This is a genomic window from Streptomyces sp. NBC_01190, from assembly GCF_045039895.1.
GTDB lineage: Bacteria > Actinomycetota > Actinomycetes > Streptomycetales > Streptomycetaceae > Actinacidiphila.
This window is the reverse complement of record NZ_CP108580.1, coordinates 3317938-3341947: the sequence shown is the minus strand read 5'-3', so window position 1 is coordinate 3341947 and position 24010 is coordinate 3317938. Positions and strand designations below refer to the sequence as shown.

Genomic DNA, 24010 nt, shown 5'->3' with positions numbered 1-24010 from the left:
TCGGCCCGCACAGCGCTTCCTCACCGGTGAAGCCGCCCGGCGCGAGCCACCAAGGCGCGCAGCGCCAGGAACCAGGTCCGCGCCAGGTCCCCGACCGCCTCCTCGGTCACCAGCCCGGCGGCGAAGCCCCAGTGGGCGCTCAGCTCGGGTCCTTCCGGCCGGTCCTCGGTGAGGGCGTTGACGGTCAGCGCGTGCGACATCGGCATCCCGGGGTCCGCGTCGAGGTCGGCCGCGTCGCTCTCCTCGGCGTACGACCAGTCGGCGCCCTCGGGGTGGTCGAAGCGGCCCATGTAGTTGAACTCGATCTGCGGTTCGCCGAGCCGGGCCACCCCAGGACCGGTCAGCGGGTTGAGGTGGCGCAGCAGGCCGTGGCCGACACCCGCCACGGGCAGCGCGGCCAGGTGCGCCCCGATCCGGGCGACCGCCGCGTCCAGCGCCGGGCCGCCGGCGAAGGCGTCCGCCAGATCGACGGTGCCCGGGTCGAGCCTGACCGGCACCACGCTGGTGAACCAGCCGACCGTACGGGACAGATCGGCCTCGCCGGTGGCCACCAGCTCCTCCTCCCGCCCGTGGCCCTCCAGGTCCACCAGTACGGCGTTGCCCGTGGCGGTCCCGGTCAGCCGGGGCCGCCACTGCGCGACGGCGAGCGCGAAAGCGGTCAGCAGCACGTCGTTGACGGTCGCGCCGAAAGCCGCCGGGACCCGGCTCAGCAGCGGGGCGGTGACCTCGGCCGGCAGGGTCAGCGACAGATAGCGGGTGGTTTCGACGGTGTCCCGGCTGGGGTCGAGCGGTCGGGCGAGCGGCAGGGTGGCGCCGTCGGCCAGCACCGAACGCCACAGCGGCAGTTCGTCCTCGGTGACCGGCGCGGCGGCCCGCGCGGCGAGTTGCCGCGACCAGCGCCGGAACGAGAGGTCGACGGGGGCGAGCTCGGGCGTCCGGCCGGCCGCCGCCTGCTCCCAGGCGGCGGCGAGGTCGGGCAGCAGGATCCGCCACGACACACCGTCCACGACCAGGTGGTGGACGAGCAGCAGCAGCCGCCCGGGACGCCCGGGACCCGCGTCGAACCAGACGGCCCGCACCATGGCGCCCCCGTCCGGGTCGAGTCGGTCGCGGGCGGCGGCGGCCCGCTCGGCGATGGCCGCCCGCAGGCCCGCGTCGTCCAGACCGGTCACGTCGGCCCGGCTCAGCCAGTCCGCCACGTCGACCGCGCCCGGCGGCGGCACCCGCAGCGTCCACGACTCGCCGCTCCCGCCCGCCGGGGACGCCGGGGACGCCGGGGACGCCGGGGACGGCGGGGACGGCGAGGTGGGCGCGGCGTCGAGGCGGGTGCCCTTGAGGGCGGTCGGGCCGGTGCCGTCGGACCGGTCGCGTACGAGCCGGGCCCGCAGCATGTCGTGCCGGTCGGCGACCGCCCGCAGTACGGCCAGCAGCCGGATCTCGTCCAGCGCCGCCGGGGTCCGCAGCAGGGCGGCCTGGTGGTAGCCGCCGATCGGGCCGCCGCGTTCGCGCAGCGCGTGCATGATCGGGGTGAGCGGCACGTCGCCGGTGCCGTCATCGTGGGTCCTGGTCCGTTCCGCGGCGTCCAGCGGCACGGCGACCCCGGCCAGCGCGGCGGCGTCACGGTGCTGGAAGACCTGGCGCGGGGTGATCCGCAGCCCCGCCGTGCGGGCCCGGCTGACCAGCCGCATCGCCACGATGCTGTCGCCGCCGAGGGCGAAGAAGTCGTCGTCGGCGCCGACGGCTTCCACGGGCAGCCCGAGGACGTCGGCGACGACCGCGCACAGGGCCCGTTCGGTGTCCGTCCGGGGCGGACGCCCGCCGGCGGCCGCGGTGAAGTCCGGGGCGGGCAGCGCCTTGCGGTCCAGCTTGCCGTTGGAGAGCAGCGGAAGCCGGTCGAGGACCACCACGGCGGCCGGCACCATGTACTCCGGCAGCACGCCCGCCACGTGGGCGCGCAGCGCGGCCGGGTCCGCGCCACGGCCGTCGGCGGCCACCACGTAACCGACCAGCCGCTTGACGCCCGGCCGGTCCTCGCGGGCCAGGACCACGACCTCGGCCACCGACGGATGGGCGGCCAACGCGGCCTCCACCTCGCCGAGTTCGACCCGGTAGCCGCGGATCTTGACCTGGTCGTCGGAGCGGCCCGCGTACTCCAGCAGGCCGTCCTCGGTCCAGCGGGCCAGGTCGCCGCTGCGGTACATCCGGCCGCCGGCCGGGCCGTACGGGTCGGCGACGAACCGCTCGGCGGTCAGGTCGGGGCGGCCGAGGTAGCCGCGGGCCAGTCCTGGACCGGCCAGATACAGCTCGCCGGTGACACCGGGCGGCACCGGCCGCAGCGCCGCGTCGAGCACGTAAGCGCGGGAGTTGTGCACCGGGCGCCCGATGACCGGCCGCCGGCTGTCCCGGACCCGGCCGACGAGGGCGTCCACCGTGGCCTCGGTCGGGCCGTACAGGTTGAACGCCTCGGTCGGTGCCAGGGCGCCCAGTTGGGACCAGAGGGAGTCGGGTACGGCCTCGCCGCCGACACCGACGACGGCCAGCGGGCAGTGGCCGTCGCGGATCAGGCCGGCCTCGGCCATCCGCGCCAGCAGCGACGGGGTGACCTCGATGAAGTCCAGCCGCCGGTCGCGGACGAAGGCGGCGAGCGACTCCGCGTCCCGGCGGGTCTCGTCGTCCACGATGTGCAGCGCGTGGCCGTCGAGCAGCCACAGTTGGGGCTGCCAGGACGCGTCGAAGGAGAACGACCAGGCGTGGCCGACCCGAAGATGGCGCCTGCCGGTCAGCTCCTTGGCCCGGTCGTACAGGTCGTGGCGGTGGCTGCGGAAGAGGTTGGCGAGGCCGCGATGGGTGACGACCACGCCCTTCGGTTTTCCGGTCGATCCCGAGGTGTAGATGACGTAGGCCGGGTGGTCGGGGGCGGGCGGCCGGGGTTCTCGCTGCGGCAGGTCCTCGGTCCGCTCGATCAGCAGCCGGCGGACCCCGGACCCGGCGAAGGCGGCCTCGTGCGCCGCGGTGGTGAGGATCAGCACCGGGCGGGCGTCGGCGAGCACGCCGCGCAGCCGTTCCGCGGGCAGTTCGGCGTCCAGCGGCAGACAGGCGGCGCCTGCCGCCAGCACCGCCAGGATCGCGGTGATGTGGTCGGCCGTCCGCGGCAGCGACAGCGCCACGACGCGCTCGGGCCCCGCGCCGTGGGCGGCCAGCACCCGCGCCAACCGGTCGACACGCTCGGCCAGTTCGGCGAAGGTCCGGCTGACGGCCTGGTCGGTGACGGCCGTCGCGTCGGGGGTGACCGCCGCCTGGGCGGCGAAGAGCGCCGGGACGGTGCCGGGGTCGGCGGATGCACCGGGATCACCGGGGTCAGCGGGTCCTGCGGGCAGCGCGGTGTCGTTCCAGGTGTGCAGGACGCTGTGCCGGTCGGCGGGGGTGAGGATGTCGAGGCGCCCCAACGGCAGTTCGGGGGTCGCGCACATCGCCGCGAAGAGGGCGGCCATCGAGTCGGCCAGCCGGGCGGCGGTCGCCGGGGAGAACAGGTCGGGCCTGAACTCGGCGGTCAGCCGCAGCCGTTCGGCCGGTTCCACGGCCCAGGCGAAGGGGTAGTGGGTGGAGTCCTGGTGGTCGCGGACGGTCATCGTCAGCCCGGTCGCGTCGCGGTCGTCGTCGGCGACGGGGTAGGACTCGAACACCACCAGGGTGTCGAAGAGTTCGCCGAGCCCCGCCCGGCGCTGGATGTCGGCGAGCCCGAGGTGTTGGTGGTCGATGAGCCGTGACTGCTCGTCCTGGAGCCGGTCCAGGAACGCGGCGACGGGTTCCTCGTCGCGGATCAGCACCCGCACCGGGACGGTGTTGATGAACAGGCCGATCATCGACTCGACGCCGTCGAGCTCCGGCGGACGCCCGGCGACGGTCGCCCCGAAGACCACGTCGTCACGGCCGGTGAGCCGGGACAGCAGGATCCCCCAGGCACCCTGCACCAGGGTGTTGACGGTCAGGCCGCGGCGCCGGGCGAGCGCGGTGAGCGCGTCGGTCAGCTCCGCCGCCAACTCCACGGTGTGGGTGCTCGGTACGACCGGGGCGCGGTTCGGATCCGCCGGCGCGAGGTGGGTCGGCTCGGCCAGGCCGTCGAGGGCCGCCGCCCACGCCGCCCGCGAGGCCGCGGTGTCCCGGCGGGCGAGCCAGCGCAGGTAGTCGCGGTAGGGAACGGGGACGGGGGCGGGCGGCTCGGCCCCGCCGTCGTAGAGCCGCGCCAGCTCGGCCGTCACCAGGGGTACGGACCAGCCGTCGAGCAGCAGGTGCTGGTGGGAGAGGACCAGGCGGTGCCGCCCGTCGCCGAGCCGGGCGAGCAGCAGCCGCAGCAGCGGCGGTTCGGCCGGGTCGAAGCGGCGCCGCTCCTGGCGCAGCAGCCGCTCCCATCCGGCGTCGCCGCCGGTGAGGTCGACGTGCCGCCAGGGCAGCCGCACCGACCGGGGGGCCACTGCCACCGGGCGGCCGCTGGACAGATAGCGGAAGCCTGACCTGAGGCTCTCGTGCCGGTCGAGCAGGGTCTGCCCGGCGGCGCGCAGCCGGTCGGCGTCCAGCGGTCCCTCGATGTCGTAGGAGACCTGGACGGTGTAGACGTCCGGGCCCTGGTCGCCGGAGTCGAAGGAGGCGTGGAAGAGCAGGCCGGCCTGGAGCGCCGACAGCGGCAGCAGGGCGGCGCCCGAGGTGTCGCGCAGTTCGGCCCGTTCGTCCTCGGTGAGGTCGAGCAGCCCGGCGCGCGCGTCGCGGTCGCCCCGGCCGTCGCGGCCGTCGTGCTCGGCGGTCTCGGCGGTCTCGGCGTGCTCGCCGTGGATGGCGGGCCCGGCGGCCGGGACGAAGTCCGTTGCCACCGTGGCCAGTCCGGCGGCCGTCTTGTGCCGGAAGACATCGCGCGGCGTGATCGCCAGCCCCGCCGCGCGGCTGCGGCCGACCAGTTGCAGGGCGATGATGCTGTCGCCGCCGAGGGCGAAGAAGTCGTCGCCGGGTCCGACCCGTTCCAGGCCGAGGACGGCGGCGATCAGCTCGCACAGCCGCGCCTCGCGCGGCGTCGCCGGCCGCGCCGGCGTCACCTCGGCGGCGAAGTCGGGGGCCGGCAGCGCGCGGCGGTCCAGCTTGCCGCTGGCGGTGAGCGGCAGGGCGGCCAGCACGACGACGGCGGCCGGCACCATGTGTCCCGGCAGCGCGGTGGCGGCGTGGGCGCGCAGCTCGGCCGGGTCGGGGGCCGCGCCCCCGACCGGGACCACGTACGCCACCAGGCGCTCGTCCCGCAGGACGACGGTGGCGTGGGCTACGGCCGGGTGGCCCGCCAGCGCGGCCTCGACCTCGCCGGGTTCGACCCGGAACCCGCGCAGCTTCACCTGGTCGTCCGCCCGGCCCAGGTACTCCAGCTCGCCGTGCCGCGTCCAGCGCGCCAGGTCGCCCGTCCGGTACATCCGGGTGCCGGCCGGGCCGTACGGGTCGGCGGTGAACCGCTCCGCGGTCAGCGCCGCCCGGCCCAGGTAGCCCCGGGCCAACTGGACGCCGGCCAGGTACAACTCGCCCGGCACACCGGGCGGCACCGGGCGCAGCGCGCCATCCAGCACGTAGGCGCGGGTGTTCCACACCGGGCGGCCGATGGGCGCGGCGGGCGCGCCGGGTACCACCTCGTGGGCGGTGACGTCGACGGACGCCTCGGTGGGACCGTAGAGGTTGTGCAGCCGCGCCGTGCCGAGCACCTCGTGGAAGCGGCGGGCGAGCGGGGCGGGCAGGGCCTCGCCGCTGCACATCACCCGGCGCAGCCCGGTGCGGCGGGCGCCGGCCGGTTCGTCGAGGAACGCCCGGAGCATCGAGGGCACGAAGTGCGCGGTGGTCACCGCGTGTTCGCGGATCAGGGCGGCGAGGTAGGCGGGGTCGCGGTGCCCGTCGGGCCGGGCCACCACCAGGGTCGCCCCGGTCACCAGCGGCCAGAAGAACTCCCACACGGACACGTCGAAGCTCGACACGGTCTTCTGGAGCACCCGTTCCCCGGCGGTCAGTCCGTACCGCCCCTGCATCCAGGCGATCCGGTTGACGATGCCCGCCTGCGGGACGACGACGCCCTTGGGACGGCCGGTGGAGCCCGAGGTGTAGATCACGTACGCCGGGTGGCGCGGATCGTAGGACCCGGGCAGCGGCGCCTCCGGGGTGCCGGGGCGCGCCGCACCCGCCTCGTCGACCTCCAGGCGCGGGATGCCGGGGTGCGGGAGCGCGACGCCCTCGGCGGTGACGACGCACACGGGGCGGGCGTCGGCGAGCATGAAGCCGAGGCGGGGCGCCGGGTCGCCCGGCTCCAGCGGCAGGTAGGCGCCGCCGGCCCGGTGCACCGCGAGCAGCGCGACGACCAGGGCCGCCGAGCGCGGCAGGACGACGGCGCAGGTGCGCTCCGGGCCGACCCCGGCCGCGGCCAGCGCGTGCGCCAACCGCTCGACCCGGGCGTCGAGTTCGGTGTAGCTCAGGGTGGTGCCCTCGAAGACCAGGGCGGTGGCATCGGGGGTGCGCGCGGCCTGGGCGCTGAACAGCTCCGGCAGGGTGCCGGCCGGGACCTCGTGGGCGGTGTCGTTCCACTCGGTGACGACCGTCGCCCGCTCCTCCGCGTCGAGGATGTCGAGTTGCGCCAGTGGGCGCCGCGGGTCTTCGGTGACCTGGTCGAGCAGGCTCACCAGCCGCTGTCCCAACCGCTCGGCGGTACCGCGGTCGAAGAGGTCGGCGCTGTATTCGAGCCAGCCCTGGATGCCGCCGCCCTCGCCCTGCTCCACGAAGTCGAAGCTGAGGTCGAACTTGGCGGACTCCTGGCCGACCGGTTCTGGGCGCGCGGTCAGCCCGGGGAAGGCGGGCAGGCCGGCCGGACCGGCCAGATGGACGACCATCACCTGGAACAACGGGTGCCTGGACAGGTGGCGTTCGGGATTGAGCGCCTCCACCAGCCGGTCGAACGGCAGGTCCTGGTGCTCGTACGCGGCCAGGTCGGTGGCCCGGACCCGGCGCAGCAGGGTGGCGAAGTCCGGGTCGCCGGACAGATCGGTGCGCAGCACCAGGGAGTTGACGAAGAAGCCGACGAGGTCGTCGAGTTGCTCGTCGGTGCGGCCCGAGACGGGCGCGCCGAGGGGGATGTCGTCGCCGGCGCCGAGGCGGTGCAGCAGGGCGGCCACCGCCGCCTGGAGGACCATGAACATGCTGGCGCCCTCGCGCCGGGCCAGTGCGCGCAGCGCCCGCTCCACCGCGGGCCGGACGGTGAAGCCCACGGTGCCGCCGCCGTGCGCGGGCTCCTGCGGGCGCGGCCGGTCGGTGGGCAGCGCCAGCTCCGCCGGCAGGTCACGCAGCGCCCCGGTCCAGTAGGCGAGCAGGTCGTCGCCGCTGTCCGCGAGCAGTTCGCGCTGCCACAGCGTGTAGTCGGCGTAACTCACCGGCAGCGGCGCCCAGTCGGGCGCACTTCCGGCGGTGCGGGCCGCGTAGGCCGCGCTCAGGTCGGCCAGCAGCGGCCGGTCGGACCACTCGTCGGTGGCGATGTGGTGGAGCAGGAGGAGTAGTACGTGCTCGTCGGGGCCGGCCGCGAAGAGCGTGACGCGCAACGGGAGTTCGCGGGCCAGGTCGAAGGCGTACGTGGCGGCCGCGCCGAGGTCTTCGAGGGGCGCGGTGGTGATCTCGGTACGGGCCTGCTCGGGGGTGAGGATCCGCTGGTGGGGCAGGCCGTCCTCGACGGGGAAGAGGGTGCGCAAGGTGGCGTGGCGGGTGACGAGGTCGTGCACCGCGGCCGCCAGCGCCTGCCGGTCGAGCCGGCCGGTGAGCCGCCAGGCCGCCGGGATGGTGTAGGCGGGGTGGGGGCCCTCCACCTGGTGCAGCACCCACAGCCGCGTCTGGGCGGCGGACAGCGGCAGCCGCTCCAGACCCGGCTGGCCTGGCTGGTCCGGCTGCCCGAGTCGCCCGGCCCGCCCGGCGGTGAGGGCGCGCCGGGCGGGGCCGTCCGCGTCCAGGCGGGCGGCGAGCCGGGCCACGGTGGGGGTGTCGAAGACCGCGCGCAGCGGCACCTCGGCGCCCAGGACCGTACGGATCCGGCTGATCAGCCGCATCGCGAGCAGCGAGTGGCCGCCGAGCGCGAAGAAGTCGTCGTCGATGCCGATCCCGTCGACGCCGAGCACGGCGGCGAACTGCTCGCAGAGCACCTCCTCGCGCGGGGTGCGCGGCCGGCGTCCGCCGGCCGCCGCCGCGAAGTCCGGTGCGGGCAGGGCCTCCTGGTCGAGTTTGCCGTTGACGGTACGCGGCAGCCGGTCGAGGGTGACGAAGGCCGCGGGCACCATGTGCCCGGGCAGCGCGGCCCCGGCGTGGGCGCGCAGCGCGGCGGCGTCCGGCGCGCGGCCGGACACGGGCACCACGTAAGCGACCAGCCGCGGGATGCCGGGGGAGTCCTCGCGGACCACCACCGCGGCGGCCGAGACGTCCGGGTGCGCGGTCACGACGGCCTCGGTCTCGCCCGGTTCGATCCGGAAGCCGCGCAGCTTGACCTGGTCGTCGGCCCGGCCGAGGAAGACCAGGGTGCCGTCGGGGCGGCGCCGCACCAGGTCCCCGGTGCGGTACATGCGCGCGCCGGGCGCGTCGTAGGGGCTGGCCACGAAGCGGCCGGCGGTGAGTCCGGGGCGGTTGTGGTAGCCGCGGGCGAGCCCTTCGCCGGCCAGGTAGAGCTCGCCGGGCACCCCGACGGGCGCGGGCCGCAGCCGTTCGTCCAGCACGTGGGCGCGGATGTTGTCGAGCGGGGCGGCCCAGGGCGCCCGGCCGGTGTCGCCGCCGTGCCAGCCGTAGGCGTCGACCGCGCACTCGGTGGGCCCGTACAGGTCGTGGACGGCGGTGCCGGGCAGTGCGGTGAGCCGCTGCCACAGGGCGGCCGGGGTGGCCTCGCCGCCGACGGCGATGACGGCGGGTGTGCGGCTGCCGGGCGTGAGGAAGCCGTGGTGCAGCAGTTCCCGCAGATAGCTCGGGGTGAGGTCGACGAAATCGATGGCCTGAGCGTCGAGATACGCCAGCAGCGCGGCCGGGTCCACCTGGGTGGCCTCGTCCACGACATGCAGTTCATGGCCGGCCAGCAGCCACAGCAGCGGCTCCCAGGAGCCGTCGAAGCTGAAGGAGGCCGCGTGCACGGCGCGCAGCGTGTCCCGTCCGGTGGCACGGACGGCGGGGTCGAGCAGGTCGCGGCGGTGGGCGGCGTAGAGATTGCTCAGGCCCCGGTGGGTGCCGACGACACCCTTGGGGGTGCCGGTGGAGCCGGAGGTGTAGATCGTGTACGCGGCCGACTGACTCCGATACGTGCGCGGTTCGGGGCGCGGGGCGGCCGGGAGCGGCCCGTCGAGCGCCACCGTGCCGAACGCGCTCGACGCGGGCAGCCGGCCGCCCAGGGCGGTGGTGGTCAGCACGAGCGCGGGCGCCGCGTCGGCGAGCATGAACGCCAGCCGGTGGGCGGGGAGGTCGGGGTCGAGCGGCAGATAGGCCGCGCCCGCGGTGAGCACGCCCAGCACGGCCGGCACCATCTCGTGCCGGGGCAGGGCCAGGCCGACCACCGCGCCGTCGCCGGCGCCGCGGCCCCGCAGCAGGGCCGCCACGTCGTCGACGCGGGCGGCGAGTTCGGCGAAGGTCAGCCGCCCGGCGGCGGTGACCAGGGCCGTCCGGTCGGGGTGGGCGCGCGCGGTGGCCGCGAGGATCTCCGGTACGGCGCGGGTCTCGACCGGCCGGTCGGTGGCGTTCCAGGCCCCGGCGGCGGCCGCGCGCTCGGCGGGGGTCAGCACGTCGATGGCGGCCAGCGGCAGGTCAGGGGTCGCGGCGGCCTGCCGCAGCAGCAGCACCAGGCGTTCGGCGAGGAGTCCGGCCGTGTCCGGGTCGAACAGGTCGGCGGCGTATTCGAGGAGCAGGGTGAGCCGGCCGGCCGCCTCGCCCTCGTCCACGAAGGTGAAGTCGAGGTCGAACTTGGCCGTGCCGTGCGCCAGGACGGGCCACTCGGTGGGCAGCCCGAGCAGGTCGGGGTCGCCGGCCGGGCGGAAGTGGTAGCCGAGCATCACCTGGAAGAGCGGGTTGCGCCCGGCGACGCGCGGCGGGTTGACCGCCTCGACCACCCGGTCGAAGGGCAGGTCCTGGTGTTCGTAGGCGGCCAGCGCCGACTCCCGTACCCGGCCGAGCAGTCGGCGGAAGGTGAGTCCGTCGCCGGACAGATCGGCGCGCAGCACCAGGGTGTTGACGAAGAAGCCGACCAGGTCGTCCAGCGCGCTGTCGGTACGGCCGGCGATGGGCGCGCCCAGCGGGATGTCCTCCCCGGCGCCCAGCCGGTGCAACAGGGCGGCGGTGGCCGCCTGGAGCACCATGAACATGCTGCTGCCGGTCGCCGCGGACAGCTCGCGCAGCGCCGCCGCCACCTCGCGGGGCAGCTCGCGGCTCACCGTGCCGCCGCGTCCGGTGGGCTCGGCGGGGCGCGGCCGGTCCAGCGGCAGGGCGAGTTCGTCGGGCAGGTCGCGCAGGGCGGTGGTCCAGTAGGCGCGTTGCGCCGCGCCGACCTCGTCGAGCAGCCGCTCCTGCCAGAGCGTGTAGTCGGTGTAACTCACCGGCAGCGGGGCCCAGTCGGGGGCCTTCCCGGCGGCGCGGGCCGCGTAGGCGGTGTCGAGGTCGGCGAGGAAGGGCCGGTCGGACCACTCGTCGGTGGTGATGTGGTGCAGGACGACGGCGATCACGTGGTCGGCCGGGCCGAGCCTGAACACCTCGATTCGCAGCGGCAGTTGGCGTGACAGGTCGAAGGGGCGCCGCGCCGCGACCTCGATCAGCGGCTTCAGCCCGTCCAGCGCGTCCGGGTCCTCCAGCACGCCCGTGCCGTCCGGCGCGTCCGGCCGATCCGGCGTGCGGTCGGTCACGGTGAAGTCCGGTACGGCCTCGGCGGCGGCCAGCACCCGCTGGTACGGCTCCCCTTCGTGCTCCGCGAAGACCGTCCGCAGCGCCTCGTGCCGGCCGGTCACATCGCGCAGCGCCCGGCGCAGCGCGTCCGTGTCCAGTTCACCGCGCAGCCGGAAGACCAGCGGGAAGTTGTACGCGGCCGCGCCGTCGTCGAGCCGGCCGATCAGCCAGAGCCGGCGCTGGGCCGCCGACAGCGGGATCCGGGCGGGGCGCTCGGCGGCCGGAACCGGGGTGAGGGCGGGGCGGGCGGCGCGGCCGGTGTCCGTCCGGCCGGCCAGCAGGGCGGGAGTGGGCGCCTCGAAGAGGTCACGGATGGCGAGTTCGGCGCCGAGTTCCACGCGCGCCCGGCTGACCAGCCGGGTGGCGAGCAGGGAGTGGCCGCCCAGCTCGAAGAAGTCGTCCTCGGCGCCGACCGCGGGCAGCCCGAGCACATCGGCGAAGAGCCCGCACAGAGCCTCTTCCCGCGGCGTCCGGGGGCCGCGCCCGCCGCCCAGTGCGACCGCGGGTTCGGCGTCGGGCAGCGCCCGCAGGTCCAGCTTGCCGTTGTCGTTCATGGGCAGCCGGTCGAGGGTGACGAAGGCGGCCGGCACCATGTATTCGGGCAGTTGCCGCTTGAGGTCCTCGCGCAACCGCCGGACCAGGGCGCTCGCGTCCCGCGCGCCGGCCGGGTCGTTGGCGTACGGTTCGGCGCCGCCGCCCGGAACGTAGAGGCCGGCCGTCACCCGCAGGTCGCCGGTGGGGACGAACACGGCGTCATAGGTGCCCGGTTCGCGTGACCAGGTGGTCAGCGTCCGGTAGCCGAAGGCGGCGGACAGGTCGTGCAGCGCCTCGGGGTCGACGCCCGCGGGGTCGAGCCGGCCGTCCGGGAGTGCGGTGAGCCGCAGCCGCTCCGGGCGCGCCGCGCCCAGCACTTCGGCCAGGTCGAGCCCCGCCCGCCAGCGGGTGGCCGGCGCGTCGCCGAGCGGCGCGTCCGGGGCGCCCCGGTACAGCACCGCGTCGTAGCGGTGGCGGGTCAGCTCGTTGTGGTGGCGGCCGCGCTTGGTGCGCAGATCCAGGCCGTAGCCCAGGTGCGCGAAGTAGTCCGGGTCCAGCAGGAGTTCCTTCTCAAGCCGCAGTCCGCGCTCGACCGCCCGGCCGAGTTCGGCTCCGGACAGGCCCTGCGCCAGGGCGATCTCGGTGTGGAAGGCGCGGGCCAGCCGCAGGTTGCGCACGTCGCCGACGAAGAGCGCGCCGCCCGGCGCGAGCAGGTCCATCGCACCGCGCAGCACCGTGGTGAGGTAGTCGGCGCTCGGGAAGTACTGGATGACGGAGTTGATGACGACGGTGTCGAAGTAGCCCGTGGGCAGCCCGCCGAGGTCGTCCGCCGGGCGGCAGCGCAGCTCCACCTTGGCGGCCAGCGCGGGGTCGCGGCGCAGTTCCGCGCCGATCTTGCGGATCACCGGGGCGGCGAAGTCGGTCGCCCAGTACGCCTCGGCGTCCGGCGCCAGCCGGGAGAGCAGCAGCCCGGAGCCGACACCGATCTCCAGCACCCGGCGGGGCCGCAGTTCGCGGATGCGCGCGACCGTTGCCTCCCGCCACTCGTGCATGTGGTCGAAGGGGATGGGGCGGCCGTCGTAGGAGCTGTCCCAGCCCGCGTACTCCTCGGTGAAGACGGCGGTGCCGATCTCCTCGTACTCGTCGGAGTAGATCTCCTGCCACTCCTCGACCTGCGCCCGCTCCGCGGACTCCCGCCGCGCGCCGGAGAGCCGGGCCGGTACGACATAGCCGACCAGCCGCTCCTCGCGGACCGCCACCGCGGCCTGGGACACCGCGGGATGGCGGCTGAGCGCCGCCTCGATCTCGCCCAACTCCACCCGGTAGCCGCGGATCTTGACCTGGTCGTCGGTGCGGCCGAGGAAGTCCAGGGCGCCGTCGGGGCGGCGGCGCACCAGGTCCCCGGTGCGGTACATGCGCTCGCCCGGCAGACCCGCCGGATCGGCGACGAACCGCTCGGCGGTCAGCGCGGGACGGTCGAGGTAGCCGCGGGCGAGTCCGACGCCGGCGATGTACAACTCACCGGCCACGCCCCGCGGTACGGGGCGCAGCCAGGCGTCCAGGATGTGCGCGCGGGTGCCGCGGATCGGGCGGCCGACGGTCGGGGTGGCGCTGTCGTGCGTACCGCCGCCGAGGGTGTTGATGGTGTACTCGGTGGGGCCGTACAGGTTGTAGCCGTAGGTGCCCTCGGTGTCGCGCAGCCGCGACCAGACCGTCTCGGGGACGGCCTCGCCGCCGAGCAGCACCAGCGCCGGCACATGGCCTTCGAGCAGCCCTTCCTCGATGAGGAGCCGGGCGTAGGTCGGGGTGACGTTGACGACGTCGACGCGGTGGTCCGCGCAGTACGCCACCAACGCCTCGGCGTCCCTGCGCAGTTCCTCGTCGCACACGTGCACCTCGTGGCCCTCGACCAGCCAGAGCAGTTCCTCCCAGGACATGTCGAAGGCGAAGGAGACGGTGTGCGCGATCCGCAGCCGGCGCCCGCCGGCCGCGGCGACGGCGGGCGCGAAGATCTCCTTCCGGTGGTTGAGCCGCATGTTGGTCAGCCCCCGGTAGGGCGTGACGACACCCTTGGGGCGGCCGGTCGAGCCGGAGGTGTAGATGACGTAGGCGGGGTGGTCGAGGCTGAAGCGTTCGGTGACGCGGTCGGCCGGGAGCGCGGCCAACTCGGCGATGACGGCCGGGTCGTCGAGCAGCAGCCGCGGCATGTCGCCCGCCAGGCGCGCGGAGACGGCGGCGGTGGTCAGCAGCAGCAGCGGCCGGGCGTCCGCGAGCATCAGCGCGAGACGGTCGGCGGGATGGTCCAGCTCCAGCGGCAGGTAGGCGGCGCCGGTGCGCAGCACCGCGAAGAGCGCCACCACCGTGTCGATGGACCGCGGCAGCCCGAGGGCGACGACCCGCTCCGGACCCGCGCCCCTGGCCAGCAGCAGCCGGGCGGTCCGGTTCACGGCGGCGTCGAGTTCCGCGTAGCTGAGGACGCGGTCCCCGAAGACGAGGGCGGTGGCGTCCGGGGTACGGGCGGCCTGCGCCGCGAGGAGGTCGGCGACGGTCTCCTCGGGGACGGGCACCCGGGCGGCCGTGTGCTCCCGCGCCAGCGCGGCGCGTTCGCCGGCCAGCAGCGGGTCGAGACGGCCGACCGGCGCGGTCAGGTCGTGGGAGAGGCGCTCCAGCAGATGACCGAAGCGGTCCAGCAGGCCGCCCGCCAGGTCGTGACCGATGACGTCGGCGCGGTGGGTGAGGGTGACGGTGATGCGCCGCCCCGGCGTCACGATCAGGTTGACCGGGTAGTGGGTGGCGTCGACATTGGCGACGGCGGTCACCGCGTACCGCGCGCGCAGCCGCGCCAGCCGTTCCTCGGTGTCGTTGTCACGCAGGACGAACAGCGTGTCGAACAGCCGCCGGTGGCCGGTCTCGGCCTGGAGCACACCGAGGCCCAGATACTCGTACGGCATCAGGGCCAGCCGCTCGCGCTGGATCCGGCGGAGCAGGTCGAGCACGGACTCGGCCGGGTCGTACGCGATCCGGGCCGGCACGGTGTTGAGGAACATGCCGATGACGTTCTCGACGTCGGGCACCTGGCTGGGCCGTCCGGCGACGGTCGTGCCGAACACCACGTCGGTCCGGCCGGTGGCGGCGGCGAGGGTGAGCCCCCAGGCCGCGTTGAGCAGGGTGTTGAGGGTGAGGCCATTCCCCCGGGCGGTGTCGCGGAGCCGGTCGGACAGTTCGGCGGGCAGCCGCGTGCCGATTTCTTCCGGGATGACCGGCACCAGGCCCTGCTCGACGGCGCCGGGGGCGATCAGCGTCGGCTCGGCCGGCCCGGTCAGGGCGGTGCGCCAGGCGGCGGCGGCCTCGTCGTCGTCCTGGCCGTCGAGCCAGGTCAGATAGTCGCGGTAGGAGCCGGGGCTGGGCAGCGCCGCGTCGTCGCCACCGGACGCGTACAGCGCGAAGAGCTGGTCGAGGAAGAGCCACGCCGACCAGCCGTCCCACAGGATGAGGTGCCGGCCGATCACCAGCCGGTCGCCGCGCTCGGCGCCGAGGTGTACCAGCAGCATGCGCAGCAGCGGCGGCGCCGCCAGGTCGAAGCGGCGGGTCCGCTCGGCGGCCGTCAACTCGGCCAGCCGCACGTCCTGTTCGGCGGCGGGCAGCGCGGACAGGTCCACCTCGTCGAGGGGGACCTCGGGGTCGCGGACGATGAACTGGACCGGCCGGCGCAGCCCGTCGCTGGTGAATCCGGCGCGCAGGCTGGGGTTGCGGGCCAGCAGGGTCCGGGCGGCGGCGCGCAGCCGGCCGGTGTCCACGGGTTCGGCGAGGTCGAAGGACTCGTGGACGGTGTAGACGTCGAGGGTGCCGGCGGCGGGGGAGCTGTGGGAGTCGTAGGAGTCGTAGGAGGAGTGGAAGAACAGGCCCTCCTGGAGCGGCGCGAGCGGCCAGACGTCCACCACCTCGCCGCCGCCGAGGCGGTGGATCCGGGCGGTCTCCTCGGCGGTGAGGTCCAGGGAGGGCGCGGCGGGGCGAACCGCCGGCCGGGGTACGGCGGTGGCGGCGGCAGTGGCCGCGGCTTCGGCGAGAGCGGCGGGCGTACGGTGCTCGAACACATCGCGCGGGTCGAGCCGAAGCCCCGCGGCCCGGGCCCGGCTCGACACGCTGATCGAGCTGATGCTGTCGCCGCCCAGCAGGAAGAAGTCGTCCTCGACGCCCGCCTCCGCCAGGTCGAGCACCGCCGCGAAGATCGCGGCGAGCACCCGTTCCGGCTCGGTGCGCGGGCCGCGTGACGGGGTCCGGTCCAGGTCGGGCGCTGGCAGCGCGGCGTGGTCCAGCTTGCCGCTCGGCGTGAGCGGCAGCGCCGCCAGGACGACGTAGGCGTCCGGCACCATGGGGGCGGGCAGCGCCGCCGCCATCGCCGCGCGCAGGGCCGATGTGTCGGTCAGGCCGCCGTCAGCGGCCGGCACCACATAGGCGGTCAGCCGGCCGCCGACGACGGTCACCGCCGCCTGGCCGACGGCCGGCAGACCGGCCAACGCGGCCTCGATCTCCCCCGGTTCCACCCGGTTGCCCCGCAGCTTGAGCTGCCGGTCGGTGCGGCCGAGGTATTCGACCGTGCCGTCCGCCCGGCGCCGCACCAGGTCACCGGTGCGGTACATACGGGTACCGGGCGCGCCGAACGGGTCGGCGACGAACCGCTCGGCGGTCAGCGACGGGCGGGCGTGATAGCCGCGGGCCAGTTGCACACCGGTCACGTACAGCTCGCCGGGCACGTCGGCGGGTACCGGGCGCAGGCAGCCGTCGAGCACGCGCAGCCCGGTGTTCCAGACCGGGCGGCCGATGGGCACGGGGGTGGCGGAACCGCCGTCATAGGGGTGGTGGGTGACGTCGACGGCGGCCTCGGTCGGGCCGTAGAGGTTGTGCGGGGGGACGCCGGTCAGCGCCAGCCAGCGGGCGGCGGCGGCCGCGGGCAGCGCCTCGCCGCTGCTGAACACGTGGCGCAGGGTCGCCGCCCATCCCGGGTCGCCGGTGACCGCGTCGACCCGCAGAAAGGCTTCGAGCATCGACGGTACGAAGTGCAGGGTGGTGACGGCCTGTTCGCGGACCAGCGCGGCCAGGTACGCCGGGTCGCGATGCCCGTCAGGCGCGGCCAGTACGACGGTCGCGCCCTCGATCAGCGGCCAGAAGAACTCCCAGACGCTCACGTCGAAGCTGGCCGGGGTCTTCTGGAGCACCCGGTCCGCCGGGGTCAGCCGGTATTCGCCCTGCATCCAGGCGAGGCGGTTGACGATGGCCCGGTGGGTGACGACCACGCCTTTGGGCCGGCCGCTGGAGCCGGAGGTGTAGATCAGGTACGCGGGGTGGTCGGGACCGGCCGCCGCTTCGGGGGTGGCGGGGGCGGTGGTCGGGGTGTCGGCGTCGGCCGGGGCTTCTTTGGCAGCGGTCTGGGCTTCTTTGCCGGCGGTCTCGTCGGACGGCCCGTCCATGACCAGGACCGAGAGGCCGGCCACGGCGGGGATACGGGACGCGTGCGCCGCGGTGGTGACCACCGTGCCGACACCGGAGTCGGTGAGCATGTGGGCCACCCGGTCCGCCGGGTAGTCCAGATCGACCGGCAGATACGCGGCGCCGGACCGCAGGACGCCGAGGAGGGCGACCATCAGCTCGGTGGAACGCGGCACGGCGACGGCGACGAACCGCTCAGGGCCCGCACCCCGGGCCCGCAGTCTGCGCGCCAAGGCGGCGGCGTGGTCGGCGAGTTCCCGGTAGCTGAGGGTCCGCGCGCCGAAGACCACGGCGGTGGCGTCCGGGGTACGGGCCGCCCGCTCGGCGAAGGCCGCGGTGAGCGTGGTCGCGGCGACGGGTCGGGCGGCGCCTTCGAGGTGCGCGGCGGCCCTCTCCCGCGGCGACAGCAGGTCGAGGGCGGCCACGGTGCCGGCGGGATCGTCGGCGATCGCGTGCAGGACACGGATCAGCCGGTCCGCCAACGCCCTTACGGTGGCCGCGTCGACGCGGTGCGCGTGGTGCTTGAGCCGCAGGTCGAGCCGGTGGCCGGGCTTGGCGATCAGGGCGAGCGGGTAGTGGACGGCGTCCTGGAAGGTGTGCCCGGTGATCCGTACGCCGCCGGACGGGTCGGTGAGGCCCGGTTCCGCGGGGTAGTTCTCGAACACCACGAAGGTGTCGAAGAGTTCGCCGGCGCCGGCCAGTCCGGCGACGCGCTGCACCTCGGCGAGCCCGATGTGCTGGTGGTCCAGCAGGGCGCTCTGTTCGAGCTGGAGGCGGGCGAGCAGCCCGGCGAGGGTGTCGGCCGGGTCCCAGCGCAGCCGCGTCGGAAGGGTGTTGATGAACAGCCCGACCATCGACTCGACGCCGTCGACCGCCGCGTCGCGGCCGGAGACCGTGGTGCCGAAGACCACGTCCTGACGGCCCGTCAGCCGGCCGAGCAGCAGACCCCACGCGCCCTGCACGACCGTGCCCAGGGTCAGGCCGTGCTCCCGGGCGCGGGCGGCCAGCCGCGCGGTCGCCCGCTCGGACAACGCGACCTGGACCTGGGCGGGTTCGGTCACCGCGCCGTCGGGGGTGGCGTGCGCGGGGGCGTCGACGAACCGGGTGGGCTCGTCGACACCGGCCAGCGCGGTACGCCAGGCGGCGCGGGCGGCGTCCCGGTCGGCGGCGGCGAGCCGGCGCAGATGGGCGCGGTAGGGGGTGACGTCGGGCAGGCCGACCGGGGTGTCCGCGTAGCAGGCCATCAGCTCGCGGTGCAGGATCGGCAGCGACCAGCCGTCGGCCACGATGTGGTGGAAGGTCAGCAGCAGCCGGCTGTGCCCGTCGCCGAGCCGTATCAGCGCGCAGCGCAGCAGCGGGGGTTCGGCCAGGTCGAAGCCCTGGGTGCGCTCGTCGGCCGCGACGGCGTCGGCGAGCGGGTCGCGGATGGCCGCCGCCTGGACGGAGAGGTCGACCTCGCGCCAGGGGAGTTCGAGCCCGTCGGCGATGATCTGGATCGGGCGGCCGCCGGCGAGCTGCCGGAAGCAGGCGCGCAGCGGGGCGTGCCGTGCCAGGAGGCGGCCCGCGGCGCGGCGCAGGGTGTCGCCGTCGACCGCGCCGGACAGTTCGACGGCCTGCTGGACGACGTACTCCCGCTGGTCGGAGCCGTCGACCAGGGCGTGGAAGAAGAAGCCTTCCTGGAGCGGGCTGAGCGGCAGGACGTCGGCGATGGCGACCGGGTACTCGCCCTGGAGGGCTCCTAGTTCGGCGTCGGTCAGCCGCAGCAGCGGGGCGTCGTCGTCCGGTGCCGCGGGGTCGGCGCCGGTGGTTTGCACGACGTGGGCGAGGGCGGCGACGGTGCGGTGCCGGAAGATATCGCGCGGGGTGAGGCCGAGGCCCGCCCGGCGGGCCAGGACCAGGAAGCGGATGGCGAGGATGCTGTCGCCGCCGAGCGCGAAGAAGTCGTCGTCGACGGAGACCGAGCGCAGGCCGAGCGCCTGCGCGTACAGCCCGCAGAGCACCTCCTCGCGGGCGTCGCCCGGGGGCCGCCCCGAGCTGAGGGCGGCGTAATCGGGCACGGGGAGGGCGGCGGCGTCCAGCTTGCCGCTGGCGGTGACCGGCAGCGCGTCGAGCGGCACCAGGGCGGCGGGCACCATATAAGCGGGCAACGACCCCTCGGCGTGCGCGCGCAGCGTCCGCATCAGCGCGGTGACGTCACGGAACGGCGCGGGCCGGTTGGCGTACGGGCGCCCGCCTCCGGGCCGGTACAGCGTGCCGAACGGGGTGTCGCCGAGCGCGAACACGACGTCCAGACTCCCGTCGTCGGCCCCGCCGTCCCAGGTGACGGCACACCGGTACCCCCGACGAGCGGCCAGCCCGTACAACGCCTCAGGATCAACCCCGACGCCCACCCCCGCCACCGGCCGCCCGCGGTCATCCACGTCCCTCCAAGCCGCCAGATCCTCCCCCAGCCGCCCATTCGGCACCCCCCTCACCCGCAGCCGCCCGGGCCGATCGACCCCGCCCAGCAGCCCATCCAGCCCATCCAGTGTGCTCCCGCCCGACCAGACCAGCTCCCGCTCGTCCAGGGCAGCCCCGGCGCCACCCGCATGTCCCGCGGGGGCGCCGGGTGCGTCGGGGTCCGTGCCGGTGGCCCCGGTCGGTTCTTGCTCGGGCGCTTGCGGGTGGGTGCCACCCGCATGGCCCGTCGCGCGGCCGACAGGCGGGGTCACCGGAGCGGCCCCGGACCGCTCGGCTGCCCGGGCGTCGGCGGCGTTTCCTGCGGCGCAGCCCAGCGCTTCCGGGGCCGGGCCCGCGGATTGGGCCGGGACGCGGTCGGCTGGCGCCGCGTCGGGGGTCGTCGTGCTGGGAACGGCGCCCGGGGCGGTCGGGTGGAGGATGACGTCGTAGCGGTAGCGGGTGAGTTCGTTGTGGTGGGTGCCGCGTTTGACGTGGATGGTGGGGGTGAAGGCGGGGAGGGAGGTGAAGTAGTCGGGGTCGAGAAGGAGTTCGCCTTCCCAGGTGACGGCGCGGTCGACGGCGGCGCGCAGCGCGTCCTTGTCGGCGGGCTCAGCCGCGGCGCCGCCCGTCAGGGCGACCGCCGCTCGCAGCGTCCGCAGCAGCCGGAGGTTGCGGATGTCGCCGAGGAAGAGCTTTCCGCCGGGGGCCAGCAGGGCCGCCGCCGCGTGCAGGACGTCGGTGAGATAGTCGACGCTCGGGAAGTACTGCGCGACCGAGTTGATGATCACCGTGTCGAAGTGGCCCCGGGGCAGCCCCGAAGTGTCGTGCGCCGGGCGGACGCGCAGCTCGACGCGGTCCGCGAGACCGGGGACGCCCCGGACCTGCTCCGCCAACGCGCCGATCGCCGCCGCCGAAAGGTCCGTCCCCCAGTAGCTCTCGCAGTCCGGGGCGAGCCGGGACAGCAACAGCCCACTGCCGACCCCGATCTCCAGCACCCGGCGCGGCCGCAACCCAGCGATCCGGTCCACCGTGGCCCCGCGCCACTCCCGCATGTCGGCGAGCGGGATCGGCAGCCCGTCGTACATGCTGTTCCAGCCCGCGAAGTTCTCCTGGAACCCGTCGGAGCCGGCCGCCGCGTAGAGGAGTTCGTGCAGGTCCTTCCACTCGGCGACATCCGCCTCGCGGTCGAGCGACGGGACGACGTACGCGGCGAGCCGCCGGTCGCCGGGGCGGTCCTCGCGGACCACGACGGCGGCCTGGGCGACGCCGGGGTGGGCACGCAGCACGGACTCGATCTCGCCCGGCTCGATCCGGAAGCCGCGGATCTTGACCTGGTCGTCGGCCCGGCCGAGGAACTCCAGCCGGCCGTCGGCCCGCCAACACACCAGGTCACCGGTGCGATAGAGCCGTTCGCCCGGCGCGCCGAACGGATCGGCGACGAAGCGTTCCGCGGTCAGCGCGGGCCGGCCGAGGTAGCCGCGGGCGAGCCCGGCGCCGCCGAGATAGAGCTCGCCGGGAACGCCCGCGGGCACCGGTCGCAGCCGCCCGTCGAGCACGTACGCCCGCGTACCGGGATCGGGCACGCCGATGGGCACGACGGTGCCGGGCGCGGTGTCCGGATCGCACCGCCCGAGCGTGGAGTTGGTGGTCGCCTCGGTGGGGCCGTACGCGTTGAACATCATCCGGCCGCGCGCGTACCGCCGCACGAGCTCGGGGGAGACCCGCTCGGTCCCGGCCAACAGCGTCGCCGAGGGCGGAAGCTCGACGTCATCGGGCATGGCGGCGAGCAGCGCGGGCGGCAGGATCATGAAGGTGATCCCGTTGGCCGCGGCGTAGTCGGCGAGCGGCGCGCCGGGCACGCGGCGCTCGGCGGGGACGACCACGAGCCGGCCGCCGGAGAGCAGGCCGAGGCACAGGTCCCAGAAGGCGACGTCGAAGCTGGGCGAGGCGAATTGAAGCACCCGGCTGTGGGGTCCGATGCCGAAGCGCTCGCGCTGGGTGGCGACGAGTCCGGCCACCCCGGCGTGCGACAGCACGACGCCCTTGGGCCGCCCGGTCGAGCCCGAGGTGTAGATCACGTAGGCGGCGTTGGCCGTCGACAAACCCCCGCGGTCGGGATCCTCGGCCGGGTGGCCCGCCAGTTCGGCGACGGTGCCGGGCGCGTCGAGGACCAGCAGGTCGGCGCCGGTGTCCGGCGGCAGTTCCGCGACCATCCCGGAGGTCGTGACGAGGCAGACCGGGGCCGCGTCGGCGAGGGTGTACGCGATGCGGTCGGCCGGGTAATCCGTGTCGATCGGCAGATACGCCGCACCGGACTTGAGTACGGCCACCTCGGCGACGATCAGCTCGGCGGAGCGCGGCACCGCGAGGGCCACCACGCGCTCGGGACCGGCGCCGCGGGCGACCAGCGCGTGCGCCAACCGACTTGCCCGCGCGTCGAGTTCGGCGTACGTGAGGCGGGTGTCCTCGAAGACCAGCGCGATCGCGTCCGGCCGCGTCCTGACCTGCTCGGCGAACATCTCCGGCCAGGTCGCGAGCGGCACGTCGTGCTCGGTGGCGTTCCACTCGACGAGCAGGCGGTGCCGCTCGTCGTCGCCGAGGAGCGCCAGGTCGCCGACCGGGGTCAGGGGGTGTGCCACGGCGTCGGCGAGCAGCCGCGCGTAGTGGTCCAACAGCCGGTCGACGGTGGCGGGTCGGAAGAGGCCGGGCCGGTAGGTGAGCCGCGCCCGCGCCGCCGTCGCCGCCAGGACGAGGTCGAGCGGGGCGGCGGCGCCGTCCAGGGCGCCGGGCCCGGCACCCCCAGCCACGTCGCCGCCGGGACCGCCGCCGGAGTCGCCGCCCAGGCCGCCCTCGGACCCGCCGCCGGGACCGTGGCCGAAGTCGTCCGACCCGCCACTCACCGCGCTGAACGCCGTATTGAAGAACAGCCCCCCGCCCCGCGTCGGTTCCGGCCGCAGCCTTGCCGCGAGCGCGTCGAGCGGCACCCGGCGGGCCGCCGCCGACTCGACCGCCGCGGCGACTTGGGCCCGCAGCTCGGCGAACGAAGCGGCGGGGTCGACGGTGATCCGCAGCGGCAGCCCGTCATGTCCCACGGTGATGTCGTCGGAACCGCTCGCGTAGCGGTGCAACAGCGCGACATAGGCGGCCAGTTGGGTCACGGCGTCGGTGTGGAGGGTCAGCGCCGTCCCGCGCGTCAGGAAACCGGCGAAACGGGCGTCCGCGGGCCGCGCCGGGTACGGGAAGTCGACGGGGAGCGGAGTCTCCCGCGGCAGCGGGACCAGCCGTTCCTGCCAGTAGTCCGCCACCGTCACCGCCACCGCCTTCGCCTCCGTCGCCGGCACCTCCGCCGCACGCCAAAAAGCCGAAGTACCCGAACCAGCAGAGATATCCGACACAGGGTCCGTGCCTCCCAGGACGTGCGGAACCGGCTCCGGTGAGCCGCGACCGGCCGCCATACTAAGGTAAGGATTACCTAACTAGGTAGTGCTCCTCCACGGCGGGTCCCGACAGGCCGGCGGCGGAGGTAAGGTCTGCCTAACCTCATGACGTTGACCAGGGAGACAGGCCCGTGATCCGGCAGCGAAACCTCCGCCCGGCCCTGCTCGTCGTGCTGCTCGCCGCCCTGTTGACCGTGCTGTGCCTGCTCTCCATCGCGCTGGGCGCGCTGAGCATCCCGCTGGATCAGGTCGCCGAGGCGCTGCTCGGCCACCCGCCGGGCCGGCTGGTGGACAACATCGTGTGGTCCGTCCGCGTACCGCGGACCCTCCTCGGCCTCGCGGCGGGCGCCGCCCTCGGTCTGTCAGGGGCGCTGATGCAGGCGCTGACCCGCAACCCGCTCGCCGACCCCGGGGTGCTGGGCGTCAGCGCCGGCGCCTCCTTCGGGATCGTCGTGGCCGTCGCGGTCTTCGGGGCCGGCTCGCTCTACGGCTACGTCTGGTTCGCCTTCGCCGGGGCGCTCGCCACCAGCGTGGTGGTCTTCCTGCTCGGCCGCACCGGGCGCTCGGGGGCCACCCCGGTCAAACTCGCGCTGGCCGGCGTGGCAGTGACGTTCCTGCTCTTCTCGCTCACCAACGCCATCGTGCTCACCGACCCCGACGCCCTGAACCGCTACCGCTTCTGGTCCGCCGGCACCCTCGCCGACCAGGACAGCGGGGTGGTGCTGAGCATCCTGCCCTTCCTCGCCGTCGGCGCGGTGCTCGCGCTCACCACCGCGCCCGCCCTCAACAGCCTGGCGCTCGGGGACGACGTGGCGGCCTCGCTCGGCCGGCGCACCGGCCTGGTACGGCTCCAGGGCGTGACCGCCGTGATGCTGCTCACCGGCGCGTCGGTCGCCGTCATCGGCCCGGTCGTCTTCCTCGGCCTCGTGGTGCCGCACATCGCCCGCATCCTCGCCCAGTACGCCGGGCTCGGCCCCGACCACCGCTGGCTGCTGCCGCTCTCGGCCGTCCTCGCGCCGTGCCTGCTGCTCACCGCCGACATCCTCGGCCGGGTGGTGGCCCGGCCGACGGAGATCCAGGCCGGTGTCCTCGTCGCCTTCATCGGCGGCCCGTTCTTCATCGCGCTGGTCCGCCGGCGCAAGCTGACGGAGGTGTGAACC

2 protein-coding genes are annotated in these 24010 nt (G+C 75.2%); one reads left to right on the top strand and one right to left on the bottom strand.

Going from position 1 to position 24010, the window contains the following annotated elements; translation table 11 throughout:
• Positions 1-20 precede the first annotated feature (20 nt).
• Positions 21-22754 carry a non-ribosomal peptide synthase/polyketide synthase gene (locus OG519_RS13805; protein WP_405583053.1) on the bottom strand — a complete coding sequence of 7578 codons (22734 nt, stop codon included), beginning with the start codon at positions 22752-22754 and terminating at the stop codon, positions 21-23.
• Between the two features lie 257 nt (positions 22755-23011).
• Between OG519_RS13805 and OG519_RS13800 the strand changes: the two genes are divergently transcribed.
• Entirely contained in the window at positions 23012-24007 is a 996-nt protein-coding gene (locus OG519_RS13800; RefSeq protein ID WP_405592716.1) for a FecCD family ABC transporter permease, read from the top strand.
• Positions 24008-24010 lie beyond the last annotated feature (3 nt).